General features: G+C 71.3%; 24 protein-coding genes. 10 read left to right on the top strand and 14 right to left on the bottom strand.

Going from position 1 to position 25,655, the window contains the following annotated elements; genetic code table 11:
• Nucleotides 1-3: 3 nt before the first annotated feature.
• The 3 genes from ACQEWB_RS45650 to ACQEWB_RS45640 are packed head-to-tail and all read right to left on the bottom strand — an operon-like array spanning nucleotide 4 to nucleotide 2,331.
• Nucleotides 4-1,179, bottom strand: a complete 1,176-nt coding sequence (locus ACQEWB_RS45650) for an acyl-CoA dehydrogenase family protein (protein WP_432842126.1) — start codon at nucleotides 1,177-1,179, stop codon at nucleotides 4-6.
• Entirely contained in the window at nucleotides 1,176-2,192 is a 1,017-nt protein-coding gene (locus ACQEWB_RS45645) for an acyl-CoA dehydrogenase family protein (RefSeq protein WP_432842124.1), read from the bottom strand. The genes ACQEWB_RS45650 and ACQEWB_RS45645 overlap by 4 nt, the downstream gene beginning before the upstream one ends.
• On the bottom strand, nucleotides 2,182-2,331 hold the full coding sequence (locus ACQEWB_RS45640; RefSeq protein ID WP_432842122.1) for a hypothetical protein: 150 nt from the start codon (nucleotides 2,329-2,331) through the stop codon (nucleotides 2,182-2,184). Before ACQEWB_RS45640 ends, ACQEWB_RS45645 begins: the two co-directional genes overlap by 11 nt.
• A gap of 135 nt (nucleotides 2,332-2,466) precedes the next feature.
• Here ACQEWB_RS45640 and ACQEWB_RS45635 point away from each other — a divergent pair, with 135 nt between their 5' ends.
• Nucleotides 2,467-3,132 carry a TetR/AcrR family transcriptional regulator gene (locus ACQEWB_RS45635; RefSeq protein ID WP_432842120.1) on the top strand — a complete coding sequence of 222 codons (666 nt, stop codon included), beginning with the start codon at nucleotides 2,467-2,469 and terminating at the stop codon, nucleotides 3,130-3,132.
• Nucleotides 3,133-3,150: 18 nt separating this feature from the next.
• On the opposite strand, the gene ACQEWB_RS45630 is transcribed toward ACQEWB_RS45635, so the two are convergent.
• On the bottom strand, nucleotides 3,151-4,167 hold the full coding sequence (locus tag ACQEWB_RS45630; RefSeq protein WP_432842118.1) for an alpha/beta hydrolase: 1,017 nt from the start codon (nucleotides 4,165-4,167) through the stop codon (nucleotides 3,151-3,153).
• Between the two features lie 157 nt (nucleotides 4,168-4,324).
• Between ACQEWB_RS45630 and ACQEWB_RS45625 the strand changes: the two genes are divergently transcribed.
• Nucleotides 4,325-5,152, top strand: a complete 828-nt coding sequence (locus ACQEWB_RS45625; protein ID WP_432842116.1) for an acyl-CoA thioesterase — start codon at nucleotides 4,325-4,327, stop codon at nucleotides 5,150-5,152.
• Nucleotides 5,149-6,180, top strand: coding sequence for an NAD(P)H-dependent amine dehydrogenase family protein (locus ACQEWB_RS45620; RefSeq protein ID WP_432842114.1), 1,032 nt, complete (start codon nucleotides 5,149-5,151; stop codon nucleotides 6,178-6,180). Before ACQEWB_RS45625 ends, ACQEWB_RS45620 begins: the two co-directional genes overlap by 4 nt.
• An 84-nt stretch (nucleotides 6,181-6,264) precedes the next feature.
• On the opposite strand, the gene ACQEWB_RS45615 is transcribed toward ACQEWB_RS45620, so the two are convergent.
• Complete coding sequence (locus ACQEWB_RS45615) at nucleotides 6,265-7,419, bottom strand: thiolase family protein (RefSeq protein WP_432842112.1); 1,155 nt, start codon at nucleotides 7,417-7,419, stop codon at nucleotides 6,265-6,267.
• Nucleotides 7,420-7,518: 99 nt separating this feature from the next.
• Between ACQEWB_RS45615 and ACQEWB_RS45610 the strand changes: the two genes are divergently transcribed.
• Nucleotides 7,519-8,286, top strand: a complete 768-nt coding sequence (locus ACQEWB_RS45610) for an SDR family NAD(P)-dependent oxidoreductase (protein ID WP_432842110.1) — start codon at nucleotides 7,519-7,521, stop codon at nucleotides 8,284-8,286.
• Nucleotides 8,287-8,304: 18 nt separating this feature from the next.
• Here ACQEWB_RS45610 and ACQEWB_RS45605 read toward each other — a convergent pair whose 3' ends face one another.
• The gene (locus ACQEWB_RS45605) at nucleotides 8,305-9,369 is read right to left on the bottom strand and encodes a LacI family DNA-binding transcriptional regulator (protein ID WP_432842108.1); all 1,065 of its coding nucleotides are present in this window, start codon (nucleotides 9,367-9,369) and stop codon (nucleotides 8,305-8,307) included.
• A gap of 197 nt (nucleotides 9,370-9,566) precedes the next feature.
• On the opposite strand from ACQEWB_RS45605, the gene ACQEWB_RS45600 reads away from it, so the two are divergent.
• Genes ACQEWB_RS45600 through ACQEWB_RS45580 form a run of 5 tightly spaced genes read left to right on the top strand, consistent with a single transcriptional unit; the run spans nucleotide 9,567 to nucleotide 16,365 of the window.
• On the top strand, nucleotides 9,567-11,462 hold the full coding sequence (locus tag ACQEWB_RS45600; protein WP_432842106.1) for a glycoside hydrolase family 127 protein: 1,896 nt from the start codon (nucleotides 9,567-9,569) through the stop codon (nucleotides 11,460-11,462).
• A 31-nt stretch (nucleotides 11,463-11,493) separates the two neighbouring features.
• Nucleotides 11,494-12,762, top strand: coding sequence for a sugar ABC transporter substrate-binding protein (locus tag ACQEWB_RS45595; RefSeq protein WP_432842104.1), 1,269 nt, complete (start codon nucleotides 11,494-11,496; stop codon nucleotides 12,760-12,762).
• Between the two features lie 15 nt (nucleotides 12,763-12,777).
• On the top strand, nucleotides 12,778-13,749 hold the full coding sequence (locus ACQEWB_RS45590) for a carbohydrate ABC transporter permease (protein WP_432844349.1): 972 nt from the start codon (nucleotides 12,778-12,780) through the stop codon (nucleotides 13,747-13,749).
• Nucleotides 13,746-14,555 (top strand): carbohydrate ABC transporter permease, encoded by an 810-nt coding sequence (locus tag ACQEWB_RS45585; protein ID WP_432842102.1) that lies wholly within the window; start codon nucleotides 13,746-13,748, stop codon nucleotides 14,553-14,555. Before ACQEWB_RS45590 ends, ACQEWB_RS45585 begins: the two co-directional genes overlap by 4 nt.
• A gap of 55 nt (nucleotides 14,556-14,610) precedes the next feature.
• Nucleotides 14,611-16,365, top strand: coding sequence for an RICIN domain-containing protein (locus ACQEWB_RS45580; protein WP_432842100.1), 1,755 nt, complete (start codon nucleotides 14,611-14,613; stop codon nucleotides 16,363-16,365).
• Here ACQEWB_RS45580 and ACQEWB_RS45575 read toward each other — a convergent pair.
• Genes ACQEWB_RS45575 through ACQEWB_RS45560 form a run of 4 tightly spaced genes read right to left on the bottom strand, consistent with a single transcriptional unit; the run spans nucleotide 16,352 to nucleotide 20,512 of the window.
• Nucleotides 16,352-17,131, bottom strand: coding sequence for an enoyl-CoA hydratase/isomerase family protein (locus tag ACQEWB_RS45575; RefSeq protein WP_432842098.1), 780 nt, complete (start codon nucleotides 17,129-17,131; stop codon nucleotides 16,352-16,354). The two genes, ACQEWB_RS45580 and ACQEWB_RS45575, sit on opposite strands and share 14 nt — an antisense overlap.
• A gap of 1 nt (nucleotide 17,132) precedes the next feature.
• Nucleotides 17,133-18,221, bottom strand: a complete 1,089-nt coding sequence (locus ACQEWB_RS45570; RefSeq protein WP_432842096.1) for an acyl-CoA dehydrogenase family protein — start codon at nucleotides 18,219-18,221, stop codon at nucleotides 17,133-17,135.
• Nucleotides 18,208-19,101, bottom strand: coding sequence for an acyl-CoA dehydrogenase family protein (locus ACQEWB_RS45565; protein ID WP_432842094.1), 894 nt, complete (start codon nucleotides 19,099-19,101; stop codon nucleotides 18,208-18,210). The genes ACQEWB_RS45570 and ACQEWB_RS45565 overlap by 14 nt, the downstream gene beginning before the upstream one ends.
• Nucleotides 19,079-20,512 (bottom strand): class I adenylate-forming enzyme family protein, encoded by a 1,434-nt coding sequence (locus ACQEWB_RS45560; RefSeq protein ID WP_432842092.1) that lies wholly within the window; start codon nucleotides 20,510-20,512, stop codon nucleotides 19,079-19,081. Before ACQEWB_RS45560 ends, ACQEWB_RS45565 begins: the two co-directional genes overlap by 23 nt.
• A 99-nt stretch (nucleotides 20,513-20,611) precedes the next feature.
• Between ACQEWB_RS45560 and ACQEWB_RS45555 the strand changes: the two genes are divergently transcribed.
• Nucleotides 20,612-21,613 carry a 2Fe-2S iron-sulfur cluster-binding protein gene (locus tag ACQEWB_RS45555; RefSeq protein WP_432842090.1) on the top strand — a complete coding sequence of 334 codons (1,002 nt, stop codon included), beginning with the start codon at nucleotides 20,612-20,614 and terminating at the stop codon, nucleotides 21,611-21,613.
• On the opposite strand, the gene ACQEWB_RS45550 is transcribed toward ACQEWB_RS45555, so the two are convergent.
• Genes ACQEWB_RS45550 through ACQEWB_RS45535 form a run of 4 tightly spaced genes read right to left on the bottom strand, consistent with a single transcriptional unit; the run spans nucleotide 21,590 to nucleotide 25,650 of the window.
• Nucleotides 21,590-22,645 (bottom strand): CaiB/BaiF CoA transferase family protein, encoded by a 1,056-nt coding sequence (locus ACQEWB_RS45550; protein WP_432842088.1) that lies wholly within the window; start codon nucleotides 22,643-22,645, stop codon nucleotides 21,590-21,592. The genes ACQEWB_RS45555 and ACQEWB_RS45550 overlap by 24 nt on opposite strands.
• A complete protein-coding gene (locus ACQEWB_RS45545; RefSeq protein ID WP_432842086.1) occupies nucleotides 22,642-23,598 on the bottom strand; it encodes a TIGR03564 family F420-dependent LLM class oxidoreductase in 957 nt (318 codons plus the stop codon). The genes ACQEWB_RS45550 and ACQEWB_RS45545 overlap by 4 nt, the downstream gene beginning before the upstream one ends.
• Before the next feature lie 47 nt (nucleotides 23,599-23,645).
• Complete coding sequence (locus ACQEWB_RS45540) at nucleotides 23,646-24,047, bottom strand: cobalamin B12-binding domain-containing protein (RefSeq protein WP_432842084.1); 402 nt, start codon at nucleotides 24,045-24,047, stop codon at nucleotides 23,646-23,648.
• Between the two features lie 22 nt (nucleotides 24,048-24,069).
• The gene (locus ACQEWB_RS45535) at nucleotides 24,070-25,650 is read right to left on the bottom strand and encodes a methylmalonyl-CoA mutase family protein (RefSeq protein WP_432842082.1); all 1,581 of its coding nucleotides are present in this window, start codon (nucleotides 25,648-25,650) and stop codon (nucleotides 24,070-24,072) included.
• Nucleotides 25,651-25,655: the final 5 nt, after the last annotated feature.

The following is a 25,655-nucleotide window of genomic DNA, read 5'->3' as shown; positions in this document are numbered from 1 at the left end:
TCCTCAGCGTCGGGGCAGACCGAGCACCCGCTCGGCGATGATCGTGCGCTGGATCTCCGACGTGCCGCCGGCGATGGTGCCGCCGAAGCTGCGGGCGAAGCGGTTGAACCAGCTGGCGGAGTCGTCGTCGTAACTCATGTGGTTGTACGGCGCCGTCCGCGCCGGATGCGTCAGCCCGTCCGGGCCGGACGCCTCCAGGACGCGTTCCAGGGCCCGTTGGGCCGCCTCCGAGCCGAACACCTTCAGCACGGACAGCGCCGGTACGTCCTGTTCGCCGCGGGCGGCCCGGGCGAGGGCCGCGGAGCCGAGCAGCCGTAGCGCCTGGAGGTCCATGACCAGCGTGGCGTACCAGTCCTTCTCCAGCGGGCCCTCGGGGCGGAAGTCCCGCAGCACCTCGCCCATCCGCTCCGCCTCGCCGTGCCACATCAGGGTGCGCTCGTGGCCCAGCGAGCCGTTCGCGACCCGCCAGCCCTGGTTGAGGGGGCCGACGAGGTTCTCGGCGGGGACCCGGACGTTCTCGAAGAAGACCTCGTTGAAGTCCTTGTCGTCGGGGCTGGTGTAGGAGGCGAACGGGCGGCGGGTCACGCCGGGCGTGTCGGTGGGGATGAGCACGACGCTGATCCCCTTGTGCTTGGGGGCGTCCGGGTCGGTGCGGACGAAGGTGAGCAGCACGTCGGCGTCGTGCGCGCCGGAGGTCCACACCTTCTGCCCGTTGACCGTGAAGTGGTCTCCGTCGAGTTCGGCCCGGGTGCGCAGGGAGGCGAGGTCCGAACCGGCGCCGGGCTCGCTCATGCCGAGCGCTGCGGTGATCTCGGCGCGCAGGATGGGCACGGCCCAGCGGCGCTTCTGCTCCTCGGTGCCGAAGGAGATGAGCGAGGCCGCGATGATGCCCACGCCCTGGGGGTTGAAGCTGTGGTAGATACGGCGCCGGGACAGCTCCTCGCGATGGACGTACTGCTGGATGACGTTCGCGTTCCGCCCGCCGAACTCCGGCGGATAGCCCGGCAGCAGCCAGCCCTGGTCGAACTGGAGCCGCTGCCAGCGCCGGGCCCACTCGGGGATGTGCCCGGTGGAGCGGGAGCGCTCGGCGGCCTCGGCCTCCGCGGGCAGGTTGGCCTCCAGGAACGCCACGAACTCGGCGCGGAAGGCCTCGACTTCGGCGTCGAAGGTCAGCTTCATGACACCACCTCGGCAAGCGACGTCTCGGCCAGGTACGCGTCGGCGATCAGCGCCCGGTGGTGGGTGGCGCCGCCCAGCATCAGCTCGCCCGCCTTGGCCCGCTTGACGGCGAACTGCAGGTCGTTCTCCCAGGTGTGCCCCATCGCGCCGAACAGCTGCACGGCGTTGCGGAACACCACCGCCTGGCACTCGCCGGCCGCCGCCTTGGCCATCGAGGCGGCAATACGGCGCCGGGGGTCGTCCTCGGCGATGGTCAGCGCGGCGAAGTAGGCGAGCGCGCGGGCCCGTTCGAGGGCCACGTGCATGTCCGCCGCCTTGTGCTGCACGGCCTGGAAGGAGCCGATGGGAGCGTCGAACTGCTGCCGGGTGCGGACGTGGTCCAGGACCAGGTCGAGGGCCCGGCGGCAGGCACCCACCATGGTCAGCGCCATGCCGGTGAGGGCGATCTGCCGGGCCTTTTCCGGGTCCGCCGCGCTCCTTGCACTCTCGCCGACCCGCACCTGGGAGAGGGTGACGTCGGCGATGTGCAGGACGGGGTCGAAGGCCGGGGTGCGTACGGCGGTCGCCTCGGTGGCGGGGACCACGAAGACGCCGGCGTCGGTGACCACGGCGAGCAGGTCGGCCCGGTCCCCGTCGAGGACGTGGCGGGCGGTGCCGTCCAACAGCCAGCCGTCACCCTCGGGTTGGGCGGTGATCCCGTTGTAGACGGCCGCGCCGGACTGCCCGGCGTCGGCGGCCCCGGGGGCGAGCGGGCCGAACTGGGTCAGCGTGGCCAGGTAGGGCGTCGGGTCGGTGGCCCGGCCGAGTTCCTCAAGGACGATCGCCAGCTCGACCGCGTCCGCCGGATCGGTCAGCTCGGTCCAGCCCTGGTCGGCGTAGACGCGCCACAGGGGGTACGGGTCGGCGCCCGCGTCGGAGACGGCCCGCACCAGCGTCGGCGGGCACTCCTTGAGGACGGCCTTGTGCACGGTGTCCTGCCACAGCCGCTGCTCGGCGTCGAACTCAAACAGCATCCGGGCCCCCGAGCACGAAGACCCCGGCCAGCACCGCTCCGACCAGCACGACTCCCGTGAGGAGAGCCCCGACGAGCAGGCCCTCGACCACCGGCCTCAACTGCCCGACCTCGTGGTCGGTCCGCACGTCCCTCGCCACGAACGGCCTCCTCGTTGGAGAAAGTGATGGAGAATGCGATTCTCGCTATTGGGAATCCATAGTCTCCTCCACAACGTCGGAGGTGTCCAGCGTGAAGGCAGCATGCTGCCGCTACACTGCAGTAATGTTCTCCCCATGGCACAGAAGGCGGACCAGCCCGTGAGCACCCCGACCGAGGAACCGGCCTGGAAGCAGCGCGCGGTCGAGCGCTCCACCCAGGCGGCGAAACGTCGGGCCGAGCAGAGGGTCGAACGCTTCCTCGACGCGGCCCAGGCGATCATGGCGGAGAAGGGCACGACGGACTTCACCGTGCAGGAGGTCGTCGACCGGTCGAAGCAGTCGCTGCGCAGCTTCTACCAGCACTTCGACGGCAAGCACGAACTGCTGCTCGCGCTGTTCGAGGACGCGATGAGCAAGTCGGCCGACCAGCTGCGCGCGAGCGCGGCCGAGCAGTCGAACCCCCTGGACCGGCTGCGGGTCGTCATCCAGGAGCTGTTCGACAGCTCGCGCCCGGACCCGTCCGGCCGACAGGGGCCGCTGTTCAGCGACTTCGCGCTGCGCCTGCTGGTCTCGCATCCGAACGAGATGCGGGTGGCGAACGCACCGCTGCTCGCGCTGTTCACCGAGCTGATGGTGGAGCTGGAGGAGGCCGGTCTGCTGCGTGCGGGCTTCAAGGCGCGGCGGGTGGCGGCCCTGACCATGCAGACCGTCATGTTCAACGCCCAGTCCAGCGGCCAGGACCACCCGCTCACCGCCGAGGAGATCTGGGACTTCTGCGCGAAGGGCTTCACGCTCAGCTAGAGCGCGCCCCGCCGGTGGCTACACCGGCAGCCCGTGCAGCAGGTCGACCACGCGCGTGGGGTCCGCGGGGCCGAGGTGTCCCGCTCCGGGCGTGTCGTGCACGGTGAAGCGGTTGTCCGGCGTCAGGGCGTCGGCTTCCGCGATCATGCGGTCCTGGAGCGCGGTGGCGACGGTGCGGTCCTTGCCGAACCGCAGATAGGTGCGCGGGATCCGCCCCCAGGTGTCGGCTCGCCCGACGGCCCGGCCGTCGTAGACGGTCATCGACTCGTCCGTCTGAAGGTCCTCGAGCACCCGCAGGAACGCGAGGTCCGAGTAGTCCGCGCAGATCATCTCCTTGAAGACCGCGAGTGCCCTGCGGTCCGAGGTACGCCAGTTCAGGCGCAGCACACCGAGCCCGCCCGGGTCGCCGGCCATGTATTCCACCGGCGTCACGGCCTGCCGCCCCTCAGGCGAGTCGGAGCAGTCGTTGATCGAGGGCATGGTGCGGCTCGGACAGAAGGCGGCCATGTAGCAGATGTGCGCGAGGAGTTCGGGTACGGCATCCCCGACCCGGCTCACCGAGGCGCCGCCGAGGCTGTGCCCGACGAGCACCACCGGCCCGCCCAGCCGAGCGGCGCGGCGCACGACACCGGTGACCCGGCGTTCGAAGTCGTCCAGGGTGAGGGCGGCGACCGGGGAGGGCTCGGTGGCGAGGGCGCGCAGGTCCTGGGTCTGGTAGGACGCGGGGACGAACCGCTCGGTCCCGTGCAGGGGTTGGTCGACGGCGACGACCCGGTGACCGCGCAGCGCCAGCTCCCGCCCGATCGCCGTCCAGAAGGCACCGGCGCTGTGCGTGCCGTGGACCAGGACGTACGTACGGGTCCCGGCCTGCCGCTGCCGCCCGCTCCCGGCGCGCTCGTCCGCCCGCGCGACCGGCGCGCCGAGGGCGGCGGCGAGTCCGACGCCACCGATCCCGGCCCCTAGGCGCAGCGCCTGCCGCCGGGACGAGCCGCCGGCGGGGGTGTTCGTCTCACGGATGTTCTCGTTGTCAGCCATGTCCACGACGCTACGAACGGCGTCGCCGCCTCGACATGGCCCTGTACCCCCGGCCGCCGGTGTACCTGTCGCCACCCCGGATCCGCTTCGAATCCCCTCCGAATCCGCTCCGAGAGTGCCATTCTCGTATACATAGATTTCCATTACCCTCGCTGACATGCCACTTGCCGTGAGTGAACTCTGGGACGACCTCCTCGACTGCCTCGATCTTCGAGGTCACGACGAGGGAGCCGGTCTCGTCTACGAGGCGGGCAACCAACGCCTCGGCTACCACCGCCTGTTCGGCGGTCAGCTGCTGGCCCAGTTCGTCCGGGCGGCGCACCTGTCCTGTCCCGACAAGGGCATCAAGTCCCTGCACGCCCTGTTCGCGCGCGCCGGCCGGCCCGAGGAGCCGGTGCGCTACGAGGTGGAGCGCCATCACGACGGCGGTTCCTTCGCCGCGCTGACGGTGGTCGCCCGGCAGTCGAAGGGCGTGGTGGCGATCGCGTCGGTCTCGCTGCACGCCGCGGAGGACGGCCCCGCGCACCAGGTGGTCGCGGAGGTCCCCGCGCTCCCCGGGCCCGAGCACCGCACCGACCTGCACCCGATCCCCTGGGAGACGCGTAGCCTGGCCGACCTGGACACCCCGGGGTCCGAGCCGCCCGAGTTCGACGTGTGGATGCGCGCACCGTCGTCGGAGCCCGAACTGGCCCCGGCTCTCACCGCGTACGCCACCGATCTGACCCTCATCGGCACGGCCCTGCGCCCCGTCGCGGGCGTCACCCAGCACGACTCGGGCAAGGCGTTCACCTCGGCCGTCACCTCGCACACGGTGTGGTTCCACCGCCCGTTCGTGGCCGACGAGTGGCTGCTGCTGCGCCAGCACAGCCCGATCGTGGCCCACGGCCGCTGCTTCGGCCGCGGCGACGTCCTCACCGAGCGGGGCTCGCTCGTGGCGTCCTACGCCCAGGAGGCCCTGCTGCGCTTCACCCAGGAGGCGGCATGAGCACGTACCGGGTCGTCCAGTGGGCCACCGGCACGATCGGCTCGCGGTCGCTGCGGGCCGTCGTGGAGCACCCGGGCCTCGAACTGGCCGGGGTGTACGTCCACTCGGACGCCAAGCAGGGCCTGGACGCGGGCGAGTTGTGCGGGACGTCCCCGACCGGTGTCACCGCCACCGCCGACATCGAGCGCATCCTGGAACTGGGCGCGGACTGCGTGCTGTACATGCCGCTCGCCTGCGACCTCGACGAGGTGTGCCGGCTGCTGGAGTCGGGCGCGAACGTCGTGACGACCCGCGGCGAGTTCCATCACCCGGGGAGCATGGATCCCGACATGCGCAAGCGGGTCGAGGCGGCGTGCGAGCGCGGCGGCACCTCGATCCACAGCACCGGCAGCAGTCCCGGCTTCATCACCGAGGCGGTGCCGCTGGTACTGACGTCGATCGCGCGCCGCGTCGATCTCCTGACCATCGAGGAGTCCGCCGACCTGTCCCAACGCCCCTCCCCCGAGCTGCTGTTCGACGTGATGGGCTACGGCGTCGCACCGGCCGCCTTCACCGAGGAACGGCTCTCCAGCGCACGTACCAGCTTCGGCCCGTCGCTCCACCTGATCGCCGAGGCACTGCACCTCCCCCTCGACTCCCTGGAGGCGACCGGCGAGTTGGCGACGGCTCGAAGCCGTGTCCGCATCGCAGCGGGTGAGTTGGCGCCGGGCACGGTCGCCGCCCAGCGCCTGACGGTCACCGGCCTGCGCGCGGGCCGCCCGCTGCTCCGCTTCCGCGCCACCTGGTACTGCACCAGAGACCTAGAACCGGCCTGGGACCTCCACGAAACCGGCTGGCACGTCTCGGTCGAGGGCGACGCACCCCTCGAGGTCGGCATCCGCCTGCCGGTACCGCTGGACCGGATGGCCGAGATCTCACCGTCGTACACGGCCAACCGGGCCGTCAACGCGGTGCCGTTGGTGGTCGCGGCGGAACCCGGGATCCGCACGACGGTCGATCTACCGCAGGTGACGGCGGAGTTGGGCTGAACCGGCCTGCTGCGAGCAGGCGTTACGGCGGTGTCGGCCGGCCACGCCCCTGCGTTCGGGCGCGACCGGCCGGCGCCGCCCGTTCTACGGCGCCGCCACCTCCACGACCATCGCCGACCCCATCCCCCCGCCCGCGCACATCGACGCGACCCCGATTCCGCCGCCCCTGCGCCGGAGTTCGTGCACCAGCGTGACGAGCATGCGGGCGCCGGTGGCGGCGACCGGGTGGCCGAGGGAGCAGCCGCTGCCGTTGACGTTGACCTGGTCGGGGTCGAGGTCGAGGAGGCGGACGGCGGCCACGGCCACCGAGGCGAAGGCCTCGTTGATCTCGTAGAGGTCGACGTCGGCGGTGGTGAGGCCGGCCCGGGCGAGGGCCTTGGGGATCGCCTTGACCGGCGAGAGCCCGGTCTCCGCCGGGTCGACGCCCACCGACGCCCAGGACCGCACGGTGGCCAGCACGGGCAGCCCCTCGGCGGCCGCCGTGGCATCGCTCGCCACCACCAGGGCGGCCGCACCGTCGTTGCCGCCACAGGCGTTGCCCGCGGTGATGCTGAAGCCCTCGATCTCGGGGTGCAGCGGCTTGAGGGCGGCCAGCTTCTCCAACGAGGTGTCGCGGCGCGGGTGTTCGTCGACGGAGAAGAGCCCGCCGGCGACCTCGACGGGGACCAGCTCGGCGTCGAAGCGCCCCTCGTCGATGGCGCGCACCGCGTTCCGGTGCGACCGCAGGGCCCAGGCGTCCATGTCGGCGCGGCTGATGTCGGCGCGCTGGGCCACGTTCCAGCCGATGGTGATCGACATGTCGTTGTTGGGGGCGTCGGCGCGGTCGGGATGGGTGGGCGACATCCAGGGCTCGACCCACTCGCCGTCCACCCGGAAGGCGGACTTCGGCGCCGTGGAGGCCGAGTTGACGCCTCCGGCGATGACCAGGTCGTCCATGCCGGCGCGGATGGAGCCGGCGGCGCCGGCCACGGCGGAGAGGCCGGCGGCGCAGTGCCGGTTGAGGGCGAGGCCTGGGATCGAGGTGAGCCCGGCGGTGAGCGCCGCGTGCCGGGCGAGGACGCCGCCGCCGTAGAGGCCCTCGCCGAGGATCACGTCGTCGACGCGGTCCGGGTCGAGCTCTTTCGCGGCGGCGCCGACGATGTGCCGGGCCAGGTCGAAGGCGGTGGTGTCGCGCAGGGTGCCCTTGAACGCGGTGCCGACGGGGGTGCGCAGGGCGGACACGATGACTGCCTCGGGCATGGGGGTCTCCAACTCGGCGGGCCGGACGGGATCACATCACCAGATGAGAATGCTACTCTCGCCATACTAGAACCATGTATCCCTGGGAGGGGAGTCACGATGCAGGTTCAGGGCACTTCCGCGGTCGTGGTGGGCGGGGCGGGCGGTCTGGGCGAGGCCACGGTCCGCCGACTGCACGCGGCAGGAGCGGCCGTGGTCGTCGCCGACCTCGCCGACGAGAAGGGCAAGGCCCTGGAGTCCGAGCTGGGGATCCGGTACGTCCGCACCGACGCCACCGACGAGGCCGACGTGGGGGCGGCCATCGCCGAGGCGGAGTCCCTCGGCCCCCTGCGCATCTCGGTGGACACGCACGGCGGCCCCGCCGCGGGCGGACGTCTGATCGGCCGCGACGGCGAGCCGCTGGACCTGGCCGGCTTCCGCCGGACGATCGACATCTACCTGACCGGCGTCTTCAACGTCATGCGCCTGACCGCGGCCGCGATGGCCCGCCAGGAGCCGGTCGACGAGGACGGCGGCCGAGGCGTCATCGTCAACACGGCGTCCATCGCGGCGTACGAGGGCCAGATCGGCCAACTCCCCTACGCCGCCGCCAAGGGCGGAGTGACCGCCATGACCCTGGTGGCCGCCCGCGACCTCTCCCCCCTGGGCATCCGCGTGGTCACGATCGCCCCCGGCACCTTCCTCACCCCGGCCTACGGCAAGTCGGGCGACCAGCTGGAGGCGTACTGGGGCCCGCAGGTCCCGCACCCCAGGCGCATGGGCCGCTCCCCCGAGTACGCCGCCCTCGTCCAGCACATCTGCGAGAACGACTACCTCAACGGCGAGACCATCCGCCTGGACGGAGCACTGCGGTTCCCGCCGAAGTGATTCCTCAGGGCCCGGACCTCACGTCGATTCGCGGACAACCAGTCGGCACGGCACCGTGTGCACCCCCGCCACCGGCCCCTCGTCGATGGCCTCCAGCAGCTTCAGCGCGGCGATACGGCCGATCTCGCCGAGGCTCATGTCGATCGTGGTGAGCGGCGGCCGGCACGCCAGGGCCATGGTGTCCCAGTTGTCGTAGCCGACCACCGCGATCCGGCCGGGCACGTCGACGCCCCGCTCACGCAACGCGTCCGCGACCCCGCGGGCGATCTGGTCGTTGCCGCAGAAGACGGCGTCCGTGTCGGGCGCCGTGCGCAGGACCGCGTCGGCGGCCCGGCGACCCCAGGCCTCGCTCCACTCCCCGAAGTGCACCCGCCCGGTGGCCAGTCGGAGCGATGAGCGCTCCAGGAGGTCGACCGCGTGGCGGGCCCGGTCGCGGGCGGCCGCGTGGTGTTCCGGGCCCGTGACGTGGGCGATCCGGGTGCGGCCCGTGGCTATCAGGTGCTCCACGGCGAGATGGGCGCCGCCCCGGTCGTCCGAGGCCACCGAGGTGTCGGACGGGTCCGTCGAGGGGGACAGCGCGTAGACGATCGGGATGCCGTCGACGCCCCGCAGCGGCGGGCGCGGGTCCGTCCGGCGGCCGGTGACGATGATGCCGTCCACCCGGCGGTCCATGAGGTTGCGCAGGTGGTGCTGTTCGCGGATGGTGTCGCCGCGCGTGTCGCAGAGGAGCACGGAGATCTTTCCGGCACCCAGCGCGTCCTCGGCACCCAACAGGACCGGCGTACTGAAACGGCCGATGCCGTCCGTCGTCATCAGACCGACCGTCCAACTGCGGCCCGTGTGCAGGCTCTGGGCGTGCTGGTTGGGCCGGAAGCCGAGCGCCTCCACCGCGTCCAGCACCCGCTGCCGGGTCTCCGGACGCATCCGGCCGCTGCCGCTCAGCGCCTTGGACGCCGTGCCCACACTGACACCGGCGAGCGCGGCGACATCGGCGAGCTTCGCGCGACCGGCGGCAGCGGACGGGGCGGCGGGAGCGGAGGGGGAACGCGGAGCGGCTTCCGTCACGGGCAATCCTTTTCTCATACCGGCTGTGCGATATCTCGACAGAGCTGTTCGACGGGTCGATCCCGACCATGGTCGCAGGCGGTCGCGGTAAGTACCAGTCCTTGAGTACGGCGAGAAATCCGGTGCAGCACCCTTGACCGCGATTCCCCGCTTCCCCTCTACTCTTCGGCGAGGAAAACGATTGCTCATTTCGTTGCTCACACCCCCGGAGAGCCATGCCCCGCACCGGTCCTGTCCGCCCCGGCCCCGATTCCCACGCCGCCCTGCGCCCCGCCGACGTCCGGGTGACCGACGGCTTCTGGCACACCCGCCGCGAGGTCAACGCCCGGACCTCCGTCCCGCAGGGCCCCAGCCTCCTGGAGTCCGCGGGCAACCTGCACAACCTGCGGCTGGCGGCAGGCACCGCCGAGGGCGAGTTCCAGGGCGCGTACCCGTTCGTCGACACGGACGTCTACAAGTGGCTGGAGGCCGCGGCCTGGCAGCTGGCCCAGGGCCCCTCGGCGCAGCTGGAATCGGACGTCGACCGGATCGTCGCCCTGGTCGCCGCCGCCCAGCAGTCCGACGGCTATCTCAACACCTGGTTCCAGCTGGTCAAGGGCGGCGAGCGCTACCAGGACCTGCGCTGGGGCCACGAGTTGTACTGCGCCGGCCATCTCATCCAGGCCGCCGTGGCCCACCACCGGGCGACCGGGCGCACCGAACTCCTCGACGTGGCGCGGAAGTTCGCCGACCACGTCGACTCGGTCTTCGGGCCGCCCGGCAGCGGCAGGGAGATCGACGGCATCGACGGCCACCCGGAGATCGAGACCGCCCTGGTCGAGCTGTACCGGGAGACCGGCGAGCGCCGCTACCTCGACCTCGCCGGGTACTTCGTGGAACGGCACGGCCACGGCCTGCTCGGCGGCGAGGCGTACTGCCAGGACCGCGTCCCGGTGCGCGAGGCGACGAACGTCGAGGGGCACGCCGTACGGCAGTTGTATCTGCTGGCCGCGGTCGCCGACCTCGCCACCGAGACCGGGGAGACCGAACTGCGGTCCGCCGCCGAGCGGTTGTGGCAGGCCATGACCACCACCAAGACCCATCTCACCGGCGGCCTCGGCGCCCATCACGACTGGGAGGACTTCGGCGATCCGTACGAACTCCCCAACGAGCGCGCCTACTGCGAGACCTGCGCCGCCATCGCCTCGGTCCAGTGGAGCTGGCGCATGGCCCTGCTCACCGGCGAGGCCCGCTACTCCGACCTGGTCGAACGCACCCTCTTCAACGGCTTCCTGGCCGGTGTCTCCCTGGACGGCGAGCGCTGGCTGTACGTCAACCCGCTCCAGGTCCGCGACGGCCACACCGACCCCGGCGGCGACCAGTCGGCCCGCCGCACCCGCTGGTTCCGCTGTGCCTGCTGCCCGCCCAACGTCATGCGGCTGCTGGCCGGACTCGAGCACTACCTCGCCACGAGCGACGACGGCGGACTACAGATCCACCAGTACGTCACGGGCCGCTACTCCGCCGGCCCGATCGCCGTGCGCGCCGAGACCGACTACCCCTGGCACGGCACGATCGCCCTCACCGTCGAGGACACGCCGGCCGACGGCCCCTGGACGCTGTCGCTGCGCATCCCGCGGTGGTGCCGCGAGTTCCGGGTGCGGTGCGGGGAGGAGACGTACGACTCGCCGGTGGTCGAGGACGGCTGGCTGCGGCTGGAACGCACCTGGGCGCCGGGCGACCGGGTCGTACTGGAGCTCGGCCTCGAACCCCGGCTCACCGCGGCCGACCCGCGGGTGGACGCCGTGCGCGGCTGCGCGGCCGTCGAGCGCGGGCCGCTGGTCTTCTGCCTGGAGCAGGCCGACCACCCCGGCGGCGGCCTGGACGACATCGTCCTCGACCCCACCCGCCCGCTCGCCGTGAAGCACCGTCCCGACCTGCTCGGCGGTGTCACGACGGTCGTGGCGGCCGGGCGCCGGCGCCGTATCCCCGACGCGGGCTGGTGGCCGTACACCACGGCCGACGAGCCCCCGCGGCAGGACGGCGATCCCGTCGAGCTGACCGCCATCCCCTACTACGCCTGGGCGAACCGCCAGGACGGCGCCATGCGCGTCTGGCTGCCCACCTCCTGAGCCTTCTCTTCTACGACAACGAGGTCACCCCGTGATACCCACCCGCCGCAGCGCCCTCGCCCCCACCCACCGCACCCTGCTCGCGGCCCTCGCCGCCGTCGGCACCCTCGCCTCCCTCACCGCCTGTGGGGGCGGCTCCGGTTCCTCCGACTCCTCCGCCGGCTCCGGAGGGTCGTACACCTTCTGGGACCCGTATCCGCAGTTCGACGCCTCCTCGGCCTGGGGCAAGCTCGTGAGCTCGTGCGGGACCAAGGCGGGGGTGAAGCTGAAGCGGACCGCGTACGACACGACCGACCTCGGCAACAAGGCCCTGCTCGCCGCCCAGCAGGGCAACGCGCCGGACGTCATGCTCGTCGACAACCCGGTCGTCTCCACGCTGGTCGAGGCGGGGATCCTCAACAAGACGAGCGATCTGGGCCTGGACACCAAGTCGATCCAGCAGAACATCATCGGGGCGGGGACGATCGACAACGCCTCGTACGGGGTGCCGATCGGCGCCAACACCCTTGCGCTCTACTACAACAAGAAGATCCTGTCCGCGGCCGGCGTGGACGCTGCGTCCATCAAGGACTGGAACTCCCTGACCGCCGCCCTGAAGAAGGTCAAGTCGGCCGGGAAGAAGGGCATCACCTTCTCCGCGATCAACACCGAGGAGGGCAGCTTCCAGTTCCTGCCCTGGTTCTGGGGCGCGGGCGGGGATCTCACAAAGCTCGACTCCGCCAAGGGAGTTGCTGCCCTGTCGCTGTGGAAGCAGTGGGTCGACGACGGGTACGCACCCAAGGACGTGCTGCAGAACACGCAGACGACCAGCTGGCAGGAGTTCGCGACCGGGGACTACGCGTTCAGCGAGAACGGCACCTGGCAGCTGGGCAACGCGGACAAGGCCGGATTCGACTACGGCATCATCAACATCCCCGGGCAGAACGGCGGTTCGGCGCCGGTGCCGACGGGTGGTGAGTTCGTGACGGTGCCCGTGCAGAAGGACACCGGGCGGTACGACGTCACCAAGAAGATCGTGACGTGTCTGACCAGCGACGCGAACCTGTTGCCGACCGACACGACGTTGCAGTACGTCGCGCCGACTGCGGCGGTGCAGGCCGAGCAGGTGAAGCAGAACCCGAAGCTGAAGCCGTGGGTGTCGGCGGTGGCTGCCGCTCGGGGCCGGACCAGTGGCGGTCTCGGTACCAAGTACCCGACCATTTCGCAGCCGATGTGGACGGCCGTCCAGGCTGCGCTGTCGGGGAGCAAGAGTCCGCAGGATGCGATGGATGCGGCGCAGGCTGCGGCGGGGAAGGGGTGACCGGTGGCAGTCAATCTGCGGGTGGGTGGGAGCTTGTCGCGCCCCGCGGCGGAGCCGCAATTCGATGCAGCCCCGCGACCCTTTCGGGGCGCTGTACACCAGGGAGTTCGTTTGCGGCGTCGGCTCACCGCGCTTGCCTTCGTGGCGCCCCTGCTCGTCTACCTCGGCGCCTTCTACCTCTATCCGCTCTACCGCAACCTCGACCTGAGCCTGCGCGACTACACCGTGCGGTCGTTCGTCGCCGGGGACGCGCCGTTCTCCGGATGGGACAACTTCCGGAAAGTCATCGACGATCCGACCTTCGGGCCGGCCCTGCGGCACACCATGGTCTTCACCTTCGTGTCGATCGCCTTCCAGTACGTCATCGGGCTCGCCCTCGCGGTCTTCTTCAACCGGCACTTCCGGCTCGCGCCCACCCTGCGCGCGCTGTTCCTGATCCCGTGGCTGCTGCCGCTGATCGTGTCGGCGTCCACGTGGTCCTGGATGTTCAACAGCGAGTCGGGGGTGGTCAATTACTTCCTGCACCTCTTCGGCGTCGACCCGGTCGGCTGGCTCACCTCGCCGGACTGGGCGCTGACCTCGGTGATCGTCGCGAACATCTGGATCGGCATCCCGTTCAACCTGGTCATCCTCTACAGCGGGCTGCAGAACATCCCGGGTGAGCTGTACGAGGCGGCGGCGCTGGACGGCGCCGGTGGCTGGCAGCAGTTCCGGCGCATCACCTTTCCGCTGCTGCGGCCGGTGTCCGCGATCACCCTGCTGCTCGGGCTGGTCTACACGCTCAAGGTGTTCGACCTGATCTGGATCATGACCAAGGGCGGTCCGGGTGACGCCTCGTCGACCCTGGCGACCTGGTCGTACCAGCTCGGCTTCGGCACGCTGCTGCCGAAGTTCGGGCCGGGGGCCGCGGTCGGCAACATCCTCATCCTCATCGCGCTCGTCTTCGGGCTGCTGTACATCCGCGTCCAGAGGAGGCAGGAGGCATGAAGTCACGCGGCTACACCCTGGCAGGCCTCGTCCTCACCGCGCTGATGCTGTTCCCGGTGTACTGGATGCTGAACGTGTCCCTCACCCCACAGCAGGACATGCGCAAGGACCCGCCCGACCTGCTCCCGCTGCACCCCACCTTCGAGGGCTACCGGGCCGTCCTCGACGACCAACTCCCCTACCTGGGCACCAGTCTGCTCATCGGCCTCGGCACGGTCGCCCTCACCCTCCTGATCGCGGCCCCGGCCGGCTACGCCCTGGCCAAGCTGCGCCCGCGCGGCGGCGGCGCGCTCGGACTCGCCCTCCTCATCGCGCAGATGATCCCCGGGATCGTGATGGCGATGGGCTTCTACGGCATCTTCCTCGACCTCGGCCTGCTCAACTCCTGGTGGGGACTGATCATCGCGGACTCCACCATCGCCGTGCCGTTCGGCGTCATGATCTTCACGGCGTTCATGTCGGGCATCCCCGGTGAGCTGATCGCCGCCTCCCGCATCGACGGCGCCGGAACCTTCCGTACCTTCTGGTCGATCGTGCTGCCGGTCAGCCGGAACGCGCTCGTCACCGTCTCGCTCTTCAGCTTCCTGTGGGCCTGGTCCGACTTCGTCTTCGCCAACACCCTCGACGGAGGCGGCGATCTGCGGCCGATCACCCTCGGCATCTACAAGTACATCGGCAACAACAACCAGGAGTGGAACGCGATCATGGCCACCGCCGTCGTCGCGTCCGTCCCCGCGGCCGTCCTGCTGGTCCTCGCACAGCGCTACGTGGCCGCGGGTGTGACCGCGGGCGCCGTGAAGGACTGACCCGGGCAAGGACCGGCATCCCCATCCCCCCTTCCTCCATGAGGAGAACTTTGTCATGAGCCGCACAAGACCCCCCGTTCCGCCGCGCCTGACCGCCGCCCTCGGCGCCGCCGCCCTGACCGTGGCCGCGCTCGCCACGACCGCGACCCCCGCCCAGGCGGCCCCCACCGCTTCCACCACCCTGGTCGTGAACGCCAACCAGATCCTGCGATCGGTCACGCATGTCGCCACGGGCAGCCTGTACGGCCTCGACACGGCGAGCGTGCCGGCCGACAGCCTGGTCCAGCCGCTGAAGCCGAACACCTTCGTGCAGATGGCGCCGGGCGGCAGCCAGCTGCCCAACGGTGAGCCCGCCCCCGGCGGTGACGCCCTCGTCGTGGCCCCGGAGGCGGCCAAGGCGGGCGCCAAGGTGGTCGTACGGATGCCCGACTGGTATCCGGACTTCCCCTACAAGTGGGTGAGTTGGAGCGACTGGCTGTCGGCGGTGGACAAGCAGGTCGCGTCGGTGAAGTCGTCGGGGGCGACGAACATCGCCGCGTACGAGCTGTGGAACGAGCCGGAGGGCACCTGGGACACCACCAACGCGGGCGCCTTCGACACCGGCTGGTCACGGACGTACAAGGAGGTCCGCTCGAAGGACACCTCCACCCCCATCCAGGGGCCCAGCTTCGCCACGTACACGAACAGCAAGATGAAGACGTTCCTCCAGGACGCCATCGCGAACAGCGCCGTGCCGGACATCATCGCCTGGCACGAGCTCCAGACCAGCGCGGACATCGCCGCGCACGTGGCCGACTACCGCGCCCTGGAGTCGAGCCTCGGCCTCAGTCCCCACCCGATCGCCATCGAGGAGTACGCCACCCCCAGCGAGGTAGGCGTGCCGGGGCCGCTGGCGAGTTATGTCGCCAAGTTCGAGCGGGCGGGCGTGCACGACGCCGAACTCGCCTTCTGGAACCACTACGGCACCCTCGGCGACACCCTGACCGACACCGGCGGATCGCCCAACGGGTCGTACTGGCTGTACAAGTGGTACGGCGACATGTCCGGGAGCATGCTGGTCACCACGCCTCCGGCGCAGACCGGCATCGACGGCTTCGCCGCGCGCAACGCGGCCGGAAACCAGATCAGTGCCGTCGTGGGCGGGTGCACCGGCTCCTGCGCGGTCACCGTGAACGGGCTGTCCTCGCTGTCGGCCTTCGGCAGCACCGTGCACGTCAAGCTGGAGTACACCCCGTCGAAGGGCCGGACGACCGCCGTCTCCGGGCCGGTCACCGTCTCGGACACCGACTACACGGTCAGCGGCGGGTCGATCACCGTGCCCGTCACCATGAACGCCTCCGACGGCTACCACCTGACCGTCACACCCAGCGGCAGCTCCACCTCACTCGCCGGCCGCTACCAGATCACCAACAGGAACAGCGGTCTCGCGCTGGACACCAGCGGCGCGGGCACCGCTCAGGGCACCGCCGTCGTGCAGGCCACCTCGACCACCGGCACCGACCAGAACTGGACCCTGGTCTCCGCCGGAAGCGGCCTCTACAAGATCCAGCAGCAGGCGAGCGGTCTGCTCCTCGGCATCAACGGCATGAGCACCAGTGACGGCGGCACCGCCCTGATCTGGGGCGACAACGGCACCGCCGACCACCTCTGGCAGCTGATCCCGTCCGGCGACGGCTACTACAAGATCGCCAACTACAACAGCGGCCTGCTGCTCGGCGTGAACAACATGAGCACGTCGACCGGCGCCCAGGTCCTCCAGTGGGACGACAACGGCACGGCCGACCATCTGTGGAAGCTCACTTCTCGGTGAGCCTGGCGAGGGTGTCGCGGAAGTCGTCGGTCTGGAAGGACTGCTCCTCGGCGCTCGTGGCGTAGTCGAGGGTGGCGAGCACCGCGCGTTCCAGGTGCATGTTCAGGAGGCGTTTGGTGCTCTCCGCCGCCTGCCTCGGCAGTCCGGCGATCCGTTTCGCGCAGGCCGTCGCCTCGGCCAGCGGGTCGGCCACCACATGGTTGGCCAGCCCCAGGGCGACGGCCTTCTCGGCCGGGATACGGGCGCCGGTGAGGGCGTACTCCTTGGCGAGCAGCAGGCTGGTGTGCAGCGGCCAGGTGAGCGGGCCGCCGTCGGCGGCGACCAGGCCGACCTGTACGTGCGGGTCGGCGAGGTAGGCGGTCTCGGCCATGTAGACCATGTCGCTGAGGGCGAGCAGGCTGCAACCGAGGCCCACTGCGGGGCCGTTGACGGCGGCGACCACCGGGACGCGGCAGCGGACCATGCCGAGGACGATCCCACGCCCGTCGGCGATGGTCTTCGAGCGCAGCTCGGGGTCCTGCCTGATCTCGTCGAGGTAGGCGAAGTCGCCGCCGGCCGAGAACGCCTTGCCCGCCCCGGTCAGTACGGCCGCGCGGGCCTCCCGGTCGGCGGCCAGCCGGGGCCAGAGCAGGGCGAGCCCGGTGTGCAGCGGGTCGTTGACGGCGTTGTGGACGGCGGGCCGGTTGAGGGTGATGATCCGCAGCGGGCCGTCCGCGCGGACCTCGATCTCCTCCGGCATGCCGTACAGGTTCTGATCGTCCGTCATGTCAGGCTCCCAGGCCGAGGATTCGCGAGGCGATGATGTTCTTCTGGATCTGCGAGGTGCCGCCCATGACGCTCTGCGCGCGGCTGTAGAGGTAGGTGTGCAGGAGGTCCGGGTCGCCGGTGCCGCCGACGGCCAGGGCCGCGTGGCCGACGGTCTGTTCCGTCCAGGTCATGAGGAGCTTGTCGAGGGACCCCTCGGGGCCGTGCGAGACGCCGTCGAGCTGTTCGGAGAGGCGGCGGCGGACGTGCAGGCGGAGCATCTCCGTCTCGACGACCGCCCAGGAGAGTTCGGGGGGCGGGGGGCCTTCGGTGCGGGCCAGGAGTTCGCGGACGACCTTGCCGTAGCGGGCGGTGAAGCCGAGGGTGGAGGGTTCGCGTTCGTGGCCGACGACCGTCATGGCCAGCGCCCAGCCTTCGCCGGGTGCGCCCACCATCTGGTCCGCGGGGACGGTCGCACCGTCGAAGAGGACCTGGCCGAACTCCTTCGTGACCCCGCTCATCATCTTCAACGGGCGCTGTTCGATGCCCGGTTGGTCCATGGAGACGATGAACGCGGAGATGCCCTTGTGGCGGGGTGCGTCCGGTTCGGTGCGGGCGAGGAGGAGGCACCAGTCGGCGACGTCGGAGTAGCTGGTCCAGATCTTGTGGCCGCGGACGGTGTAGGTGTCGCCGTCGCGGGTGGCGGTGGTGGTGAGGGAGGCGAGGTCGGAGCCGGCGCCGGGTTCGCTGAAGCCCTGGCACCAGCGCTCGGTGCCGTCGATCATGCCGGGCAGGAAGCGTCGGCGCAGTTCCTCGCTGCCGTGCCGGCCGAGGCCCTGGACGAGGTAGCCGAGGCTGGGGCGGGCCGGGGTTCCGGCGCGGGCGAGTTCCTCATCGAGGATGACGTCGTAGACGGGCGGGAGGTCGTGGCCGCCGTACTCCTGGGGCCAGGAGAGGCCGAAGAAGCCGGCCGCGTGCAGGGCGCGGTGCCATTCGCCCTGGCGGGCCCAGTACTCGTCGCCCGTGGTGGGGAAGGCGCCGGCCTGTTCGGTGAGCCAGGTGCGCAGGCGGTCGCGGAAGGCGGCCTCCTCGGGCGAGTCACGAAAGTCCACGGTCGATCTCCTCCAGGCGCACGGGGAACAGCTCGGCGGACGTCAGGGCCCGGCGCAGGTGTACGTGGGCGAGGCACTCCCAGGTGTTGCCGATGCCGCCGTGCACCTGGACGGCGGTCTCGCAGACGGTCCGGGAGGCGCGGGCGCAGTAGAGCTTGGCGATGCGGGCGGCGTGCAGCGCCTCGGCGGGCGGCAGTTCGTCGACGGCCCAGGCGGCGTGCCTCAGCACGCTGACCGAGCCCTCGATCAGGGCCAGTCCTTCGGCGAGGAGGTGGGCGACGGCCTGGTAGGAGCCGATCGTACGGCCGTACTGTTCGCGGATCCTGGCGTAGTCGCAGGCGAGGGCGTGGGCGCCGCGGGCGGTGCCGAGGAGGTCGGCGGAGGTGGCGACGAGGGCCAACGCCCGCCAGCGGTCGGCGGTTTCGTCGGTGAGGGTGCCTATCTCCTGCGGGGTGCCGCGCAGTTCGGCGCTGTGGCGGGTCAGGTCGGCGCCGACGGCGGGCGGGCCGATCTCCGTGGACAGCACCCGGTTGTCCTCGATCTCGACGGCCTGCCGCATGCCCCGCGCGTCCCGTGCTTCGCCGTCCACGGCCACGGTCGCCGCCGAGATGCCCCAGGCGAGGTCGTCGGCGAGTACGGGTCCGAGCAGTGGTACGTCGACCAGTCCTCGCCCGAACTCCTCGACGACCAGGGCCACTTCGACGCCGGACGCGCCGTCGGACCGCAGCGCCCGCCAGCCGGTCGCCCCGACCGCCTTCTCCAGCCGCGCGATCCGGTCGGTGTCGTCCAGGTCCAGGACCGAGCCGGGTCCCAGATCGTCGGCCAACCGGGCTGCCGCGTCCCGGAGTTGGCGCTGCTCAGCTGTCAGACGTACGTCCATCGCGCTCCTCGGTGAGCCGTTCGCGGAGGATCTGTTCCTTGAGGACGCGCCTCAGGACCTTTCCGGAGGGCAGGCGGGGGATCTCGGTCACGAACTCGATGCGGCGGGGCCGTTTGTAGGAGGCCAGCCGGTTGCCGACCAGGTCGGCCAGCTCGTCGGCCTCGACCGGGGCGGCCCGCTGGACGGCCGCGACGACCGCCTCGCCGTCCGCTCCGTCGGGGACGCCGAACACCGCGCAGTCGGCGACCGCGGGATGCCCGTGCAGCACGGCCTCCACCTCGGCCGGGGCGACCTGGAAGGCCCGTACCTTGATCATTTCCTTCGAGCGGTCGGTGAGCCGCACCCAGCCGTCCGCGTCGAGGCTGCCGACGTCGCCGGTGCGGTACCAGCCGTCGTGCAGGGCGTCCGCGGTGGCCTCGGCGGGCAGGTACCCGGCCATCAGGGACGCCGAGCGCACCTCGATCTCGCCCGTCTCGCCCGGCCCGACCGGCTCCCCGGTCTCCAGCGAGACGACGCGCATGCTCACCCCGGGCACGGGCCGGCCGGGTGAGTCCAGGCGGGCTCCGTCGAGCGGGTTGCAGGCGATGACGGGCAGTTCGCTGGCGCCGTAGGCCGGCACCCAGGGCACTCCGGTCCGCCGGGTCACCGTCTCGGCGATGCTCGGGGTGACCGGGGTCGCGCCCCACATGATGTAGCGCAGCGAGGAGAGGTCGTAGCGCTCCAGCTTGGGGTGGGAGGCGATGGCGAGCGCGATCGGGGCGACGGCCATCTCGACGGTGATGCGGTCGAGTTCGATGTGGTGCAGCAGCCGGTCGAGGTCGAAGCGGCGGTGCAGCCGCAGCCAGGCGCCGGCCTCCAGGGCCGTCACGATGTTGAGCAGCCCGAGGATGTGCGAGGGCGGGGTGGCGATCTGGATGCGGTCGGCGGAGGTGAGCCCGAGGGCGTCCCGCCAGTGGATCACGGCGGCGGCGAGCGAGCCGTGCGTGTGCCGGACCGCCTTGGGCATGCCGGTGGTGCCGGAGCTGAACACCAGGACGGCGTCGGCCTCCGGGTCGTACGCAACCTCGTCGCCGTGCCCCGGCTCGATCGGTTCGTCGAGGTGCAGCATCGGCATGAGCCCGGCGAGCACCGGGTGGTCGCCGATCGCATGCGCGGGCCCGGTGATCTCCAGGGCGTGCTCGACCTCGCCCCGCTTCCATGCCGGACTGAGCAGTACTACGGCGGCGCCGAGCCGCCAGACGGCCAGCACCGCGAGCACGAACTCCGGCCGGTTGGACGACATGAGCGCGACCCGCTCCCCCGCCCGCACGCCCCGCAGGGCCAGCGTCCCGGCCAGCCCGTCCGCGAGTGCCGTCAGCTCGGTCCGGCCGTACTCCCGGTCTTCGAAGACCAGCGCGGCCCGTTCGGTCATATCCCTGCCCCCGCCTGTTGAGAGGGTCCCATCTACTGAGCGAGAATAGTATTCTCGCTTTGTTAGAACCTTGATACCAGAGGGAGAAGGAGGGCGTCCATGGCGAGCCCCGCCCTGTTCCGGCGCGCGACCGTCGTCAAGATCATCGAGGAGACCGCCGACGCCCGGACGTTCGTGCTGGACCCGCACGACGGCCCGTTCACCTATCAGGCGGGGCAGTTCTGCGTCTTCCGGGTGCATGTCGACGGCCGGGACCTGCTCCGCTCGTACTCGATGTCGAGCGCCCCGGAGGCCGACGCCGAACTGACGACCACGGTCAAGCGCGTCCCGGACGGCAAGGTCTCCAACTGGCTGATCGATCACGTCGAGGAGGGCGACGAACTCGAACTCACCCAGCCGCGCGGCCTGTTCTGCCTCCGCCCGGCCGACTCGCCGCTGCTCGGCTTCAGCGGCGGCAGCGGCATCACGCCGATCCTCTCCCTGGCCAAGAGCGCGCTGGTCACCACCGACCGCGACGTCCGGCTGCTCTGCGCCGACCGGGACCGGGACGCGGCGATCTTCCGCTCGGTGCTGGAGGACCTGGTCGCGCACCATCCGGGACGGCTGACCGTCGTACGGCATCACGACGCCGAGCGCGGGTTCCTCGACCCGGCGGCCATACGGGAGTTCGTCGGAGCGGACGCCGCCGGGGACGCCTATGTGTGCGGGCCCGAGCCCTTCATGGAGCTCGTGGAGTCGGCGCTGCCCGGTCCTGGACGGGTGTTCAGCGAGCGGTTCGGCGGTGGTGCGCCGGCGCCCGTGGTGAACGGGACCAAGCCCCCGGAGGTCTCGGGCACCGTCACGATCCTGCTGGGCAACAAGCGTGTGTCGGTGCCCAAGCACCCGAACGAGACCCTGCTGCAGAGCGCCCGCCGGGCCGGGCTCACCCCGCCGTTCTCCTGCGAGGCGGGCAACTGCGCCAGCTGCATGGCCAAGTTGACCGAGGGCAGCGCGACCATGCGCGTGAACGACGCCCTGACCGAGGAGGAGGTGGCCGAAGGCTACGTCCTCACCTGCCAGGGCGTCCCGGACGAGGGGTCAGTCACCGTCCACTACGAGTGAGCCGTGCTCCCCGAGGCGGGGCGGCGGCCGGTACTCGGGCTCGTATCCGGCGATCCGGAGCGGGCCCGCGACCAGCCTGAAGTCACCGGCCCGCACGACCATCTCCGGTGTGGCGTCCAGGGCTTCGGGCAGCGTGCGGACGGCCGCCGCCGGGACGCCGAGGGGGCGCAGCCGCGCCTCCCAGCCGCGGGCCGTGTCCGCGGCAAGGGCCCGCGTGACGGCGTCCAGCACCTCGTCGCGTCGAGCGGCGCGCTCGGCCATGGTCGGGAAGCCGTCGATCCGGGCCTCGCCGGCGAAGGTCTTCCAGAAGCCGTCGTGCGTGACGAACAGCGCCAAGTGCCCTTCCGCCGTGGGGAAGAGCTGGGCCGGCACGTAGTAGGAGTGCGCGCCGCCCGGCATACGGCGTGGCTCGACCCCGTCGTTGAGGTAGGCGGAGGCCCGGTAGTTGAGCTGGGCGAGCATCACGTCCCGCAGCGCGACGTCGACTTGACCGCCGTTGCCGGACACGATCTGGGCGAGCAGGCCCAACGCGGCTGTCAGGGCCGCCGAGTTGTCGACGGACGAGTATCCGGGCAGCGTCGGCGGCCCGGCGGGATCGCCGGTCAGCGCGGCGACGCCGGTGGCGGCCTGGATGACGTAGTCGAAGGCCGGGTCGTCACCGCCGTCCAGTCCGTAACCGGTGACGGCGACGCACACGATCCGCTCGTTGAAGCGGCGCAGACTGTCGTACGTCAGCCCGAGCCGCCGTATCACCGAGGGTTTGAGGTTGACCAGCAGCGCGTGCGCGTCGGCGGCCAACTCCCCCAGTTCTGCCCGCCCTTCCTCGCTGCCGAGGTCCAGGCAGATGCTGCGCTTGTTGCGGTTGATGCTGGCGAAGTAGGCGTCGCCCACCTGGCGGGAGAGGTCGCCGCCCGGTGGTTCGACCTTGGTGACCTCGGCGCCGAGGTCGGCCAGGAGCATGGTGGCGAACGGGCCCGCGAGGATGTGGCCGACCTCCAGGATGCGCAGGCCCGCGAGGGGTCCCGCGGTCACCTGAACTCCGCGGCGAGGTGGGAGATCATCTCGCGGGTGCGGCGCTTGGAGGCGACGAGTTCGTCGCGGCCCTCGCCGATGGGCAGCAGCCGTACGGACAGGTCGGTCACCCCGGCCTCCGCGAACCTCTTGAAGCGGGCCGCGATGGCCGCCTCGTCGCCCGCCGCGCACAGGTCGCCGATGTCCCGGGCGTCGCCGTAGTCCAGCAGCCGCTGGTAGTTGGGCGAGATCTCGGCCTCGCCGAGGATGCGGTTTGCGCGTTCGCGGGCCGCGTCGACCTCGGCGGGCCGGCACAGGCAGACCGGGATACCGGCGACGATGCGCGGGGCGGGCCGCCCGGCCGACTCGGCGGCCTTGGTGATGCGGGGGACGACATGTTCGGAGACGGCCCGTTCGTCGGCCATCCACAGCACGGTCCCGTCGGCCCGCTCCCCCGCCAGCTGGAGCATCACCGGCCCGAGGGCGGCGAGCAGGATGGGCAGCGGGGCGATCGGGGCGATGTCGAGGGGGTTGTGCACGGTGTAGGTGCGGTTCTCGACGTCGATGGGACCGGGGCCGTTGCGGGCCGCGTCCAGGATGTCGAGGTAGTCGCGGGTGAGGCCGGCCGGGCGCTCGTAGGGCAGGCCGAGCATGTCCTGGATGATCCAGTGGTGCGAGGGCCCGACGCCCAGCGCCAGCCGCCCGCCGGCCGCGGCCTGCGCGGACAGGGCCTGGCGGGCGAGGGCGATCGGGTGCTGGGCCTGGAGCGGTACGACCGCGGTGCCCAGCTCGATCCGCGAGGTCCGCGCGCCCATCAGCGCGACGGCCGTCAACGCGTCGAAGTCCGTGGGTATCTGGGGAATCCAGGCGGTGTCCATGCCCGCCGACTCGGCCCACTCCACGTCCGCGATCATCCGCGAGACCTTGCGGGTGGAGTCGCCCCGCTCGGGGCCGATCATGACGCCGATCCGCACGTTCCCTCCAGGGTCCGGGGTTTCGAAGGCTCCGCGCGTGCGGAGGGTCAGGGTGAGGCGGGGGTGGTCGTCAGCGCGCGCACCTCGGCGACGAGGACCTCCAAGGGGGTGCCGGTGGGGAACACGCCCGCGGCGCCCGCGGCCTTCAGCCGGGGTACGTCCGCCGGGGGGATGGTGCCGCCGACGACGACCGTGATGTCACCGGCGTCGGCGGCCCGCAGGCCCTCGACGGTCCGGGCGGTCAGCGCGAGATGCGCGCCGGACAGCATGCTCAGGCCGACCACCGCCACGTCCTCCTGGACGGCGGTCGCCACGATGTCCTCGACCCGTTGCCGGATGCCGGTGAAGACGACCTCGAAGCCGGCGTCGCGCAGCGCCCGCGCCACGATCTTGGCGCCCCGGTCGTGCCCGTCGAGCCCGGGCTTGGCGATCAGGATCCTGGTCCCCATCAGAACACCACCGTCGTCCCCATCAGAACACCACCGGTTGCTGGAACTCGCCCCACACGTCCTTGAGCGCGCCCACCATCTCGCCGACCGTGCAGTAGGCGTTGGCGCAGTCGACGAGGGGGCCCATCAGGTTGTCGCTGCCCTCGGCGGCGCGCGACAGGGCGGCGAGACAGTCGCGCACGGCGGCCGGATCGCGTTCGGCCTTGACCCGGGCGAGCCGCTCGAGCTGGGTCTCGCGCCCCTTGGCGTCGAGCTCGTAGGTGGCTACGTCGGGGGCCGGCTCGTTCTCGTCGACGTACCGGTTGACCCCGACGACCGGCCTCGTGCCCGCCTCGACGTCCTGGTGCACCCGGTAGGCCTCGTCGGCGATGAGCCCCTGCAGATAGCCGTCCTCGATCGCCCGGACCATGCCCCCGTGCGCCTCCAGGTCGGCCATGATCTCGACGATCCGCTCCTCGGTGGCGTCGGTCAGTGCCTCCACGAAGTACGAGCCACCGAGCGGGTCGGCCACGCGGGCGACCCCGGTCTCGTGGGCGAGGATCTGCTGGGTGCGCAGAGCCAGTGTCGCCGACTCCTCGCTGGGCAGCGCGAAGGGCTCGTCCCAGGCGGCCGTGAACATCGACTGGACGCCGCCGAGCACCGAGGCCAGCGCCTCGTAGGCGACCCGGACGGTGTTGTTGCGGGCCTGCGGGGCGTACAGCGAGGCCCCGCCGGCGACGCACCCGAAGCGGAACATGGCGGCCTTGTCGGACGAGGCGCCGTACCGCTCCCGCACGATGGTCGCCCAACGCCTGCGCCCGGCACGGTACTTGGCGACCTCCTCGAAGAAGTCGCCGTGCGTGTAGAAGAAGAAGGAGACCTGCGGGGCGAACTGATCGATCGTCATCCGGCCGCGTTCCAGCACCGTGTCGACGTACGTCACCCCGTCGGCGAGCGTGAACGCCATCTCCTGCACGGCGTTGGCGCCCGCGTCCCGGAAGTGCGCCCCGGCGACGGAGATCGCGTTGAACTTCGGCACCTCGGCCGCGCAGAACTCGATCGTGTCCGCGATCAGCCGCAGGGACGGCTCGGGCGGCCAGATCCAGGTCCCGCGGGAGGCGTACTCCTTGAGGATGTCGTTCTGGATGGTGCCGGTGAGCTTAGCCCGGGGCACGCCCCTGCGCTCGGCCGCGGCCACGTAGAAGGCGAGCAGGATCGCCGCGGTCCCGTTGATGGTGAAGCTGGTACTGATCCGGTCCAGCGGGATGCCCTCGAAGAGCACCTCGGCGTCGGCGAGGGTGTCGACGGCGACACCGACCCGCCCGACCTCCTCGCTCACCTCCGGATCGTCGGAGTCGTAACCGCACTGGGTGGGCAGGTCGAGCGCCACCGAGAGGCCGGTGCCGCCCTGCTCCAGCAGATAGCGGTAGCGCCGGTTCGACTCCTCGGCGGTGCCGAAGCCCGAGTACTGCCGCAACGTCCACAGGCGCCCGCGGTAGCCGGAGGCGTAGTTGCCGCGCGTGAACGGGAACACGCCCGGTTCGGGCGGCTCGGCAGCCCGGTCGGCCGGTCCGTAGACCGGCTTGAGCGGGATGCCGGACGAGGTCTGGGCGAAGTCATTCATCGCCG

The sequence above is a fragment of the Streptomyces sp. CA-249302 genome (assembly GCF_050936785.1).
GTDB lineage: Bacteria > Actinomycetota > Actinomycetes > Streptomycetales > Streptomycetaceae > Streptomyces.
Note: the sequence above shows the minus strand (reverse complement) of the source record. Positions and strands in the feature narration are given on the sequence as shown.